General features: G+C 68.2%; 10 protein-coding genes. 4 read left to right on the top strand and 6 right to left on the bottom strand.

Annotated elements, in window-relative coordinates; all coding sequences use genetic code 11:
* Positions 1 to 43 precede the first annotated feature (43 nt).
* The 5 genes from moaA to BW39_RS03370 all read right to left on the bottom strand — a co-directional run bounded on the left by moaA (position 44) and on the right by BW39_RS03370 (position 5,105).
* Positions 44 to 1,180 carry a GTP 3',8-cyclase MoaA gene (gene moaA, locus BW39_RS03390; RefSeq protein ID WP_013801490.1) on the bottom strand — a complete coding sequence of 379 codons (1,137 nt, stop codon included), beginning with the start codon at positions 1,178 to 1,180 and terminating at the stop codon, positions 44 to 46.
* A 65-nt stretch (positions 1,181 to 1,245) separates the two neighbouring features.
* Positions 1,246 to 2,031: an SDR family oxidoreductase gene (locus BW39_RS03385; protein WP_043819750.1), complete on the bottom strand. Its 786-nt coding sequence runs from the start codon at positions 2,029 to 2,031 to the stop codon at positions 1,246 to 1,248.
* A 24-nt stretch (positions 2,032 to 2,055) separates the two neighbouring features.
* Positions 2,056 to 2,655 (bottom strand): DUF2889 domain-containing protein, encoded by a 600-nt coding sequence (locus BW39_RS03380; protein ID WP_043819748.1) that lies wholly within the window; start codon positions 2,653 to 2,655, stop codon positions 2,056 to 2,058.
* Positions 2,656 to 2,730: 75 nt separating this feature from the next.
* Entirely contained in the window at positions 2,731 to 4,164 is a 1,434-nt protein-coding gene (locus BW39_RS03375) for an aldehyde dehydrogenase family protein (protein WP_012206681.1), read from the bottom strand.
* 104 nt (positions 4,165 to 4,268) lie between these two features.
* Positions 4,269 to 5,105: a Crp/Fnr family transcriptional regulator gene (locus BW39_RS03370; RefSeq protein ID WP_013801494.1), complete on the bottom strand. Its 837-nt coding sequence runs from the start codon at positions 5,103 to 5,105 to the stop codon at positions 4,269 to 4,271.
* Between the two features lie 62 nt (positions 5,106 to 5,167).
* Here BW39_RS03370 and BW39_RS03365 point away from each other — a divergent pair, with 62 nt between their 5' ends.
* From BW39_RS03365 to BW39_RS03350, 4 genes are all read left to right on the top strand, one after another.
* A complete protein-coding gene (locus BW39_RS03365; protein WP_012206679.1) occupies positions 5,168 to 5,710 on the top strand; it encodes an Mpo1 family 2-hydroxy fatty acid dioxygenase in 543 nt (180 codons plus the stop codon).
* A gap of 153 nt (positions 5,711 to 5,863) precedes the next feature.
* Positions 5,864 to 6,391 carry an inorganic diphosphatase gene (gene ppa / locus BW39_RS03360; RefSeq protein ID WP_013801496.1) on the top strand — a complete coding sequence of 176 codons (528 nt, stop codon included), beginning with the start codon at positions 5,864 to 5,866 and terminating at the stop codon, positions 6,389 to 6,391.
* A 180-nt stretch (positions 6,392 to 6,571) separates the two neighbouring features.
* Positions 6,572 to 8,341 (top strand): methyl-accepting chemotaxis protein, encoded by a 1,770-nt coding sequence (locus tag BW39_RS03355; protein ID WP_043819746.1) that lies wholly within the window; start codon positions 6,572 to 6,574, stop codon positions 8,339 to 8,341.
* Between the two features lie 492 nt (positions 8,342 to 8,833).
* Entirely contained in the window at positions 8,834 to 10,660 is a 1,827-nt protein-coding gene (locus BW39_RS03350) for a methyl-accepting chemotaxis protein (RefSeq protein WP_081816117.1), read from the top strand.
* Positions 10,661 to 10,675: 15 nt separating this feature from the next.
* On the opposite strand, the gene BW39_RS03345 is transcribed toward BW39_RS03350, so the two are convergent.
* Entirely contained in the window at positions 10,676 to 11,899 is a 1,224-nt protein-coding gene (locus BW39_RS03345; protein WP_043819744.1) for a GNAT family N-acetyltransferase, read from the bottom strand.
* Between the last annotated feature and the right edge of the window lie 28 nt (positions 11,900 to 11,927).

The following is an 11,927-nucleotide window of genomic DNA, read 5'->3' as shown; positions in this document are numbered from 1 at the left end:
GCGGCGATGGCAGGGCGCCGACGCCCCGCGCACGCCGCACGGATCAGCCGCCGATGTAGCTCATCTCGATGCGCCTGCGCTGCGTGCCCGTGCTGGCCGGCAGGCTGGCGCGCAGTTCGGAGTAGCGGTCGCTGCGCTGCTGCCAGATGGGGGCCAGCGCGGAGGCGACCTCTGCATCGCTGGCGCCGCTGCGCAGCAGGCTGCGCAGGTCCCAGCCTTCGGAGGCGAACAGGCACAGGTACAGCCGGCCTTCGGTGGACAGGCGCGCGCGGTTGCAGTCGCCGCAAAAGGCATGGGTGACGCTGCTGATCACGCCGACCTCGCCCAGCGACGGGTCGTGCAGGCCGCGCGCGTCGGCATAGCCCCAGCGCACGGCCGTCTCGCCGGTGGCGCTGGGCTGCAGCGGCACCAGGGGCAGTTCGGCGCGCAGCCGGGCGATGACCTCGTCGGAGGGCAGGACCTCGTCCATGCGCCAGCCGTTGGTCGCGCCCACATCCATGTATTCGATGAAGCGCAAGGTCACGCCCGTGCCCTGGAAGTGGCGCGCCATGGGCAGGATCTGGTCTTCGTTGGTGCCGCGCTTGACCACCATGTTGACCTTGATGTTGGTCAGGCCCGCGGCCTGGGCCGCCTCGATGCCGGCCAGCACGTCGGAGACCGGGAAGTCCACGTCGTTCATGCTGCGGAACACCGCGTCGTCCAGCCCGTCCAGGCTCACGGTGACGCGGTTCAGGCCGGCGTCTTTGAGCGCGCGGGCCTTGCGGGCCAGCAGGGAGCCGTTGGTGGTCAGCGTCAGGTCCAGGGGCTGGCCGCCGGGCGTGCGCAGGGCGGAGAGCTGCTCCACCAGCGTTTCCACGTTCTTGCGCAGCAGCGGCTCGCCACCCGTCAGCCGGATCTTCTGCACGCCGTGCTGCACGAACAGGCGCGCCGTGCGCGTGATTTCCTCGAAACTCAGCAGCGAGCCGTGCGGCAGGTAGCTGTAGTTCTTGTCGAAGACTTCCTTGGGCATGCAGTAGCTGCAGCGGAAGTTGCAGCGGTCGGTGATGCTGATGCGCAGGTCGCGCAGCGACCGGCCAAGCCTGTCCTGCAGATCGCCGGTGGGCGTCTGCAGCAGACTCGGCACGGCGGCCGGGCGCGTGGGGGAGCGCTCGTCGACCAGGGGGATCACTCGTTCTGCCATGCCTGCGATTTTGCCCGAATGCCTATGTCCAGGCACTGCGCAAGCCTGCAGTTCTTGATCTGTGTCTAGACGCAGCGCGCTCCGTCCACCTCGATGCAGGTGCCGCTGATGAAGGCGGCCTCGTCGCTGGCCAGATACAGCGCGGCATTGGCCACGTCCAGCGCTGTGGAAAAGCGGCCCAGCGGAATCGTCGCGCGAAAGCGCGCGCGGCGCTCCTCGTCCACGGGGCCGCCGGCAAACTCGGCGGCCAGGCCGGTGTCGGGGTTGAAGACGGGGTTGATGCAGTTGACGCGGATGTTCTCGGGCCCGAGCTCGGCCGCCATGGACTTGCTGGTGATGATGACGGCACCCTTGGAGCCGTTGTACCAGGTCAGCCCCGGCCGAGGGCGCAGGCCGGCCGTGGAGGCGATGTTGATGAAGCTGCCGCCGCCAGGGCGGCCATCGGCCAGCGCCGGGTTGGCGCGCATGGCGGGCACGCCGTGCACGGCAGAGAGGTAGATGCTCTTGACGTTGATGGCGTAGACGCGGTCGAACTCGGCCTCGCTGACTTCGAGCATGGGGCGGTTGCGGTGTGTCCAGCCCGCGTTGTTGATGAAGGCGTCGAGCCGGCCATGCGCCTGCAGCGTGGCCTCCACCAGGGCCTTGACCTGTTCGCTGCGTGTCATGTCCGCCTGCACGAAAAGTGCCCGGCCGCCTTCGGCGGTGATGGACTGTGCCACGCGCGTGCCCGCCTCGCGGTCGATGTCGTTGACGATGACCCGGGCACCTTCGGCGGCCAGCCGCTGGGCGATGCCGGCCCCGATGCCGCTGCCGGCGCCTGTGACGATGATGGATTTGTCCTGGACACGCATCGGGCTTTGCTCCTCGGTCGGGGGTCAGGCCCCCTGGGTTTCGGTGGTTGCTGTGGTCGCCGGGATCGGGGTCGCGCCGCCTGTGCCGGGCTGCCAGCCCACGAATTGCGGGTAATAGCGGGCCACGCCGGGGCCGTTGAAGTCCCAGCCCAGGCACTGGCCCAGGTGGCGTGGCGGCTGGCTGGGGTCGGCATCGCCAAAGACGCCCGGCACGGACTGGAAGGCGGCCGTGGCCATGTTGAACAGCAGCTCGCGCAGATGCGTGCAGCTGGCCACGCCGCCCAGGTTCTCGTTGATGGCCTTGCGCCAGCCGCGCGCCATGCTGCAGCCCACCATTTTCTGCAGGGCCCGCGTGGCCTCGGGGCAGTGGCCCAGCGGGTGGGAATCCATGACGACCTCGATGGCCTGCACCGTCAGGCGGGCATCGACCGTGGTGCGTATCCACATGTGGTGTATGGCCGTGCCGGCGGGCATGTGGCGGCCGCCGCTCAGTTCGATGTCATGGGTCTTGCTATCGCGCAGCTCGCCTTCGATATCCCAGAGGCCATCGGCGCGGGCGTAGCTGCGGTAGCGCACGTCGCGTTCATGCTGGGGCGTGCGGTCGGGAATGGGGGACAAGGGCATGGGGGAAGCTGTTCTTTCTGTCGCGGGCTGCCGGCTGGCGCCGGGCATCCCGCGATTTTCCGTCACGCGCAAAGATCAGCCATGCCGTATGGCGACGGTCTTCAGCGTGGTAAAGCCGTAGAGCGCCTCGAAGCCCTTTTCGCGGCCATGGCCGCTGGACTTGACGCCGCCGAAGGGCAGCTCCACGCCGCCACCGGCGCCGTAGTTGTTGATGAAGACCTGGCCGCAGCGCAGGCGCCGCGCCAGACGCAGCTGGCGCGCGCCGTCGCGCGTCCACAGTCCGGCCACCAGGCCGTAGGCCGTGCCGTTGGCCAGTTGCACGGCATGGTCCTCGTCATGGAAGGGCATGGCGCAGAGTACGGGGCCGAAAATCTCTTCCTGCGCCAGCCGGTGCTCGGGCGGCACGTCGCGCAGCAGGGTGGGCGCCTGGTAAAAGCCGCTGTCGGGCGCATCCTCGACGATCTGGCCCTGCGCCACCACGGCAATGCCGGCCACCTGGGCGTCGGACAGGAAATCCCAGACGCGCTGCTGCTGGCTGGCGCGGATCAGCGGCCCCAGGTCCAGGTCCATGGCGGCCGGGCCCACGCGCAGCGCCTCGAAGGCCTGGCCCAGGCGTTCGAGCAGCGGCTCGTAGATCAGCGAGTCGATCAGCACGCGCGAACCTGCCGAGCAGGTCTGGCCCGCGTTCTGCACGATGGCATTGACGATGGCGGGCACGGCGGCATCAAGGTCCGCGTCTGCAAACACGATCTGCGGGCTCTTGCCGCCCAGCTCCAGCGTGACGGGGCAGTGGCGCTCGGCAGCCGCCTGCTGGATCAGCGTGCCCACGCCGGGGCTGCCCGTGAAGCTCAGGTGGTCTACGCCGGGATGGCGCGCCAGGGCCTCGCCCACCTCGTGACCCAGGCCGGTGACCACGTTGAAGGCGCCGGCTGGAAAGCCTGCCTCGGTGGCCAGCCGCGCCACGCGCAGCACGGACAGGCAGGCGTCTTCCGAGGGCTTGACCACACAGGTATTGCCCGCGGCCAGCGCCGCGCCCACGCTGCGGCCCAGGATCTGCATGGGATAGTTCCAGGGCACGATGTGGCCGGTCACTCCGTGGGGCTCGCGCCAGGTCAGGGCGCTGTAGCCCTGCTGGTAGGGCAGGGTCTCACCGTGCAGCTTGTCGCAGGCGCCGGCATAGAACTCGAAGTAGCGCGCCAGCGCCAGCACGTCGGCACGGGCCTGGCGCGTGGGCTTGCCGCAGTCGCGCTGCTCAATGGCCGTGAGCTCATCGGCATGCTGGAGCACGCTGCCCGACAGGCGCATCAGCAGGCGCCCGCGCTCTGCGGCAGAAAGCTTGCTCCAGACGCTGTCCTGGCACTCGCGCGCCGAACGCACGGCCAGGTCGATGTCCTGGGGCGAGCCGCGCTGCAGCTCGTCGAAAGCCTGCCCGTCCGACGGGTCCAGCACGGGGATCGTGCGTCCCGACTCCGTGGGCACGGACGCATTGCCGATGTAGTGGTATTGCATGGAGCCCGATTGTGGGGTGCCCGCGCCGCTTGTCCAGTCCCGGGCGTTGCTGCGTCCCCTCGATCGCCTTGGTGGCTTCAGTGGCTTCAGTGGCTTCAGTGGCTTCAGTCCTCGGGCCAACCCGCGTCGCGCAGGCCCTGCCGGTCCAGCACCTCCATCTTGCCGCGCCGCAGTTGCAGGCAACCGGCCTGCTGCAGCTCCTGCAGGATCTGGTTGGTGGTCTGGCGCGACAGGCCCAGCATGCGCGCCAGCTGTTCCTGGGAAACATCCAGCTCGCGGCGCCAGCGCTGGCGGCCCTGGCCGTCCGGCTGCCACTGGTCAAAGCCTTCGGCCATGCGCACCAGGCGCCGCGCCAGGCGCTGCGGCGCAGGCAGCAGCGTGTGCTCCTCCAGCGCCATCAGGCATACGCGCAGCTTGTCGGTCAGCAGCAAGGCCAGCACCTGCCAGTGTTCGGGATGGGCCGCCAGCCATGCCTGCAGTGGGGCCTGGGGCACGTGCAGCACGGTGCAGGCCGTGGCTGCCTGGGCATCGTGGGTGCGCTCGGCTCCGTCGAACAGCGCGATTTCCCCCAGCCACATGGGAGGCTCCACCAGGGTCAGCAGCGCCGTGCGGGCCTGCTCGCCGCAGGCGGCCGTTCCCGAGATGCTGAGCGCACCACGCGCTACAGCATACAGGCCGCAGGGCGGGTCGCCGCGCCGGAACAGCCAGTCGCCTGCCGCCAGCGTGCGGGGCTGGGCCAGTGCCTTGAGCTGTGCGCCCAACTCCGGCGGCAGGGCGTGGAACCAGCGGCCCGCCTCGATGGTGGCCCAGAGATCGGCCATGCCCGGCGGGCCGGCCGCAGCACGGCGCCGTACGCCGCGCGGGGCGGCGTGGGCTGCCGGAGCTGCCGGAGCGGGTGCGGGTAAGCCCGAGGTGTGCGATGAGGCTTGTGTCGGATCCATGACAGACGCCAATCCTTGATGACACCACCATGGTTGCGCAACATCCACCGCAGGTGCAGCCTATGAAAACCCTCATCGACCAACTGTCCCAGTACGCGGACTATCACCGTGATCCGCGCAACATCCTCACGCACTTCGTCGGCGTGCCGCTGATCATGTGGGCGGTGGTGATTTTGCTGGCCCGCCTGCAGTGGGCTGCCCCATTGGGCGATGGCCTGCCCGAGCTGCCATTGAGCCTGGCCCTGCTGGCGGCACTGGCGGCAGGCATCTACTACTGTCTGCTGGACCTGCGCTACGGCATCGCCATGGCCCTGGTGCTTGCCCTGATGCTGGCGCTGGCCCAGCCCATCGCCATGCTGCCGATGGGGGCTTGGCTGGGCTGGGGCCTGGGCATCTTCGCCGTGGGCTGGGTGATCCAGTTCGTGGGCCATTACTACGAGGGCCGCAAGCCGGCTTTCCTGGATGACATCGTGGGCCTGGTCATCGGGCCGCTGTTCGTGCTGGCCGAGCTGGGCTTTGCCCTGGGCCTGCGCCGAGAAGTGCAGCATGCGGTGGAGCAGCGCAGCGGGCCCGTGCAACGGCGCGCGGGCGGCGCACACGCCTGAAAACGGCCCGGGCGCTGCAAGCTTGGCGCAGGCTTGCCGCCGTAGCATGGCAGGCGTTCCTGCGGAGCCATCCGTGGGGGCGTGTGCCTGCGCCTAAAATCACGCTGCTATCCCCCTGCGGGGGCTTTTTTGTTTCAACTCTCCTCATCCATCATGTCTTTCGACAAAGTCACACCGGGCAAGAACGCTCCTGAATCCTTCAACGTCGTGATCGAGATCTCGGCCAACTCCGATCCCATCAAGTACGAAGTGGACAAGGAAAGCGGCGCCGTCTTCGTGGACCGCTTCATGGGCACGGCCATGCACTACCCGGCCAACTACGGCTATGTGCCCCAGACGCTGTCCGGCGACGGCGATCCGGTGGACGTGCTGGTGATGACGCCCTTCCCGCTGCCCCCGGGCGTGGTCGTGGCCTGCCGCCCCATCGGCATCCTGCTGATGGAAGACGAGTCCGGCGTGGATGGCAAGGTCCTGGCCGTGCCCACGCAAAAGCTGCTGCCCGCCTACGACAAGATCAACACGCTGGAAGACATCCACGAGATCACCCTCAAGCAGATCCAGCATTTCTTCGAGCACTACAAGGACCTGGAAAAGGGCAAGTGGGTCAAGGTGCTGGGCTGGAAGGGCGTGGACGAGGCCAAGAAGGAAGTCGTGGACGGCATCGCCAACTACAAGGGCTGATCCTTTTCACTCCCGTTGAGGGAGTCTCAACTGCGCTGAGGTAAATGCCCGCTTCGCAGTTGATACAATTTGAAACGCACCCGTTGCCTACGCGCCGGGTGCGTTTTTTGTTTTGTCGTGGATCAAGGTTTTGGCAGATCAATCAGGCGCTGATGGGGACATCGGCCCGGGAGCGAGCAAATGAAGTTGGCAGATTGGCGCATGGGCACGAAGCTGGGCATGGGATTCCTCGTCATGGTCCTGTTCTCGGCCATCCTGGGGGCGGTGGCCTGGTTGCAACTGGCGCAGATGCACCGCAACGCATTGCATTTGTCGGATGTGGCCCTGCCCAGCATGTTCCATGCGGGCGCCATGCGCTCCGAGTACAACCGCCTGCGCCGCCACGAGGCCGGCATCGCCTCGGCGCGCAGCCTGGGCGAGGTCGATGGCTTTGCCAAGCAGGTGCAGGACCGGCTGCAGACCATCGGCGAGCACGAGACGGCGCTGCGTGCGCTGATCGACCAGCAGGCCCTGCGCGCGGCCTTTGACGACTACCTCGGCTTCAAGCAGCAGTTCCTGGCCATGCATGCGCGCCTGCTGGAGCGCGCGCGTGCCGGCAACTATTCGACCACCGAGGAGCAGGCCTTCATGGCCGACGAGATGGGGCTGATGTTTGCCGGCGAATCCGAGGCGCAGTTCGGCAAGCTGGCCGAAAGCGCCGGCCGCCTGCTGACCCTGCAGCGCGAGGCGGGCGAGCAGGCCCGCCAGCAGGCGCAGGCCGGCTTTGACCTCGCCCGCATCTGGGTGCTGGGCACGCTGGCCGTGGTGGTGGCCATTGCAGCCCTGGTGGGCTGGGCCATCACGCGTGCCGTGACCGGCCCCGTCGCCCAGGCCGTCCATGTGGCGCGCAACGTGGCGGCCGGCCATCTGGAGACGCCGGTCACCAGCCGCCGCCGCGACGAAATGGGCCAGCTCATCAACGCACAGGAAGACATGCGCCGCAAGCTCGCCGAGCTGGTGGGCGAGGTGCGTGGCAACGCGCAGGGCGTGGCACTGGCCGCCGGTGAGATCGCCCAGGGCAATGCCGATCTGTCGGCGCGCACCGAAAGCCAGGCCAGCGCGCTGGAGGAAACGGCAGCCTCCATGGAGCAACTGGGCGCCACCGTGCGGCAGAACGCCGACAGCGCGCGCCAGGCCAACCAGATGGCGGCCTCCGCATCGGGCATCGCCGCGCGTGGGGGCGAAGTCGTGGCCCAGGTGGTGGACACCATGAAGGGCATCAACGACAGCAGCCGCCAGATCGCCGACATCATCGGCGTGATCGATGGCATTGCCTTCCAGACCAATATCCTGGCGCTGAACGCCGCCGTGGAGGCGGCCCGCGCAGGCGAGCAGGGCCGGGGCTTTGCCGTGGTGGCGGGCGAGGTCCGTTCGCTGGCCCAGCGCAGCGCCGAGGCGGCCAAGGAGATCAAGGCGCTGATCCAGGCCAGCGAGCAGCGCGTGGAGCAGGGCACGCAGCTGGTGGACAAGGCCGGCGAGACCATGTCGGAAATCGTCACCGCCATCCGGCGCGTGACGGACATCATGGGCGAGATCAGCGCGGCCAGCAGCGAGCAGAGCGCGGGCGTGGCCCAGGTGGGCGATGCCATCACGCAGATGGACCAGGCCACGCAGCAGAACGCGGCCCTGGTGGAGCAAAGCGCCGCCGCCGCCCAGTCGCTGCAGCAGCAGGCACAGGCCATGGTGGCCTCGGTCTCGGTATTCCGCACGGCCGCTGCCGATGCGCCAGCTGTCACTGTGGCGACTGCCGCAGCATCGCGCGCAACGGTTGTTGCCTCCCTGGCATCGCGTCCGGCCCTGGCTCCCATGGCCGCCAGGCCGGCGCAACAGATCGCTGCGGCCACCCCGGCCAAGGCCACCAAGACCACCAAGACGACCACCGCCGACGATGAGGAGTGGGCCGCGTTCTGAGGCCTCACGCGCAGTTCGGCTTCCTTTTCTGGCGGCTCCATGCTTTGCATGGGGCCGCTTTCCTTTTGTGTCTGCCGCTGAGCTGGCGCAAGACGGGAGCGAGAGGCTGTGGCACAAATCTGCCAGTGAAGGTTTCTGCCTACTACCAGTCCCTGAACTTGTCCTGAACAATGCCTGGATACTGGCAGAATGTAAGTGGATGTAGTCCTATTCTTACAGCGTGAACAATGGCGGCTTCTGGCGCCGCTCCCTAGGAACGAAGGGGTATCCCGTGATCACCTTGTTCTCATGGCCGCCACGCCTGGCGGCAATCAGTCTTCCAGCGGACCTCGCCACCGCGGTGGCTCTCCCTCTCCAATCCCTGCCAACAAGCCGACTTGCGCGGCTGCGGCAGATCTGTTTTTGCGAAGTCCGCGCCGGGCCTGGCTGACGCCTGTCCATGGCGCAACACAAAGCTAGGCACAACAAGATGGCAGGACTTCGGCAAGAAAGATGAACGTGAAAAACCTCAAGATCTCAACGCGCATGCTGGGCACCTTCGGCCTGCTGGTGGTGCTGCTGCTGGCCGTGGTGGCCGCAGCCCTGGTGCAGTTGCGCGCCATGCGCGCCAGCATGGAAGTCATCACGGGCAACGTCATGCCCAGCGTGGAAGTGATCAACCAGATCGGCACCGATGTCGTGCGCACGCGCCTTCTGGAAGTGCGCCATGTCAACAATGACGATGCCGCCTACAAGACCGATTCGGAAAAGCAGCTGGAACAACTGCAGCGCCGCCTGGCCGAGCGCAAGAAGGCCTATGAGCCGCTGCTGTCATCGGACGAAGAACGCAGGCTCTACGCGCAACTGGTCCAGGAACGCGAGCGCTATCAGCAACTGAGCCAGCAGGTGCTGGCGCTGTCGCGCCAGGGCGAGAAGGAAAAGGCCCAGGCGGTGCTGGGCGGCGAGTCGCTGAAGCTCTACAACGATTCGTCGAACACGCTGGATCTGCTGGTCAAGCTCAACAGTGATGCTGCCTTGCAGGAAAGCCGCAATGCCGAGGCCGTGTACGGGCGCTCGGTCGTCGTCCTCAGCGTGGCGGCGCTGGCTGCCGTGCTGCTGGCCGTGCTGGCCGGCCTGTGGCTGACGCGCTCCATCCGCGCGCCGCTGGCGCATGCGGTCGATGCCGCAGACCGCGTCGCCAACGGCGACCTGGGCGGGACCATCCGCATCGACCGCCATGACGAAACCGGCCTGCTGCTGGGCGCGCTGCAGCGCATGCAGTCCAGCCTGGTGCAGACCGTGCGCAGCGTGCGCCAGAACGCCGAAGGCGTGGCCTCGGCCAGCGCGCAGATTGCCTCGGGCAATGCCGACCTGTCCAGCCGCACGGAAGAGCAGGCCAGCGCCCTGGAGCAGACGGCAGCCTCCATGGAGGAGCTGGGCTCCACCGTGCGCCAGAACGCCGACAACGCACGCCAGGCCAATCAGCTGGCGCTCAATGCATCCAGCGTTGCGCGCCGTGGCGGCGACGTGGTGGCCGAGGCCGTGGAGACCATGAAGGGCATCAACGACAGCAGCCGGCGCATCGGCGACATCATCGGCGTGATTGACTCCATTGCTTTCCAGACCAACATCCTCGCGCTCAATGCTGCCGTGGAGGCGGCCCGCGCAGGTGAGCAGGGTCGGGGCTTTGCCGTGGTCGCGGGCGAGGTGCGATCGCTGGCCCAGCGCAGCGCCGAGGCCGCCAAGGAAATCAAGGCGCTGATCACGGCCAGCGTGGAGCGTGTGGAGCAGGGCTCGCAACTGGTGGACCGCGCAGGCACGACCATGACCGAAGTGGTGGCCGCCATCGGCCGGGTCACCGACATCATGGGCGAGATCAGCTCGGCCAGCACCGAGCAGAGCTCCGGCGTGGCCCAGGTTGGCGAAGCCGTCACGCAGATGGACCAGACCACGCAGCAGAATGCGGCCCTGGTCGAGGAAAGCGCGGCCGCCGCTGCCTCGCTGCGCAAGCAGGCGCAGGACCTGGTCGAGGCCGTGGCCGTCTTCCAGTTGCCCCGTGGCGCCACGGACAGCCATGCGCATGTGCCGCACAGGGTGGCGGCACCGGTCAGCCCCGCAGCGCGCCCCGCAGCCCCGCCTGTCCGGCCCGCTCCACCCGCCAGTCCTGCGCGGCCTGCGGCCCTGGGCGGCGGCGGTGCGCCTGCAGGCGGCGAGACGCTGGCCCGCCGGCTTGAGCGCGATGCCACACCCCCCATCCGGCCGCGCGCCGGACCCACGCAGGCCGGCAAGCCGGCACCACGCCAGCCCGGTCAGGGCGATGACGACTGGGAAACCTTCTGAGCCTTGGCCCTGGCCTTACCCCTGGCGCAGCGGGCTGTGGGCCTGCAGCTCCTGCAGATATCCGGCCATGCCCTCGCCCTCGCGGTCCAGAAAGCGCGAGATGGCATCGGCAAAGGACGGGTGGGCAATCCAGTGGGCGCTGGGGGTGACCACGGGCAGCAGCGCCCGCGCCATCTTGTGCTCGCCCTGGGCACCTCCCTCGAAATGCGCAATGCCGCGTTCTATGCACCAGGCGATGGGCTGGTAGTAGCAGGCCTCGAAATGCAGGCAATCCACGCGCTCCAGTGCACCCCAGTAGCGGCCGTAGGCCGTTCCCTGCGGGGTCTGCGGCGCGTGGGCGCGTCCGCCTGGATGGCCCGCTGACAGCCTTGCGGCCGCAGCATCCAGCGCGATCAGGCTGCAGGCCATGGGCTGGCCGTCGCGCTCGGCGATGAACATCAGCCAGGCCTCGGGCATCTGGCGCGCCATGGCCTCGAAGAAGGCCGGTTCGAGGTACGGGGCGTTGCCATGCTCCAGGTAGGTTCGCTCGTGGCAGCGGTAGAAAAAGGCCCAGTCCTGTGCGCTCATGTCCGGCCCGTGCAGGGCGCGAAAGCGCACGCCGGCCTCATGCACCTTGCGCCTTTCCTGGCGTATCTTCTTGCGCTTTTCCTGGTTCAGCGTCGCCAGAAAGTGTTCGAAATCGCCGTGCCCGGCGCCATCGGCGCCCTGGTTGGTCCAGTGGAACTGCACGGTGCTGCGCTGCATCCAGCCGTCGGCATCGCAGGCTGCCAGATCCTCTGCATCGCTGAACAGCAGGTGCAGCGAAGACAGCTGCTGCGCCTGGGCCCATTCGCGCACCGCGCGCACCAGGGCTGCACGCAGCAAGGGCGTGCGCGCCAGCAGGCGGCTGCCCGGCACGGGCGTGAAAGGCACGGCCAGCACGCCCTTGGGGTAGTAGTCCAGCCCATGCTGGGCGTAGGCACGTGCCCAGGCAAAGTCGAACACGTACTCGCCATAGGAGTGCGCCTTTGCGTAGACCGGGCAGGCGGCGACCAGCTCGCCGCCCTGCCAGAGCGTGACCACGCGGCCGGCCCAGCCGGTTTGCGGCACGGCGCTGCCGCTGGATTCCAGCGCGCTCAGGTACTCGTGGCGCATGAAGGGAGTGGGCGCGGCCTGCGATGCCAGCAGCGCATTCCAGGCCTGGGCATCGAGCTGCTGCACGCTGTCCAGCACGCGGGTGATAATTGCGGTTTCAGCCATGCCATTCCTTGCAGGCCGGTGTGACGCG

Origin of the sequence: Delftia sp. RIT313 (genome assembly GCF_000632165.1) — a bacterium.
GTDB lineage: Bacteria > Pseudomonadota > Gammaproteobacteria > Burkholderiales > Burkholderiaceae_C > Comamonas > Comamonas acidovorans.
Note: the sequence above shows the minus strand (reverse complement) of the source record. Positions and strands in the feature narration are given on the sequence as shown.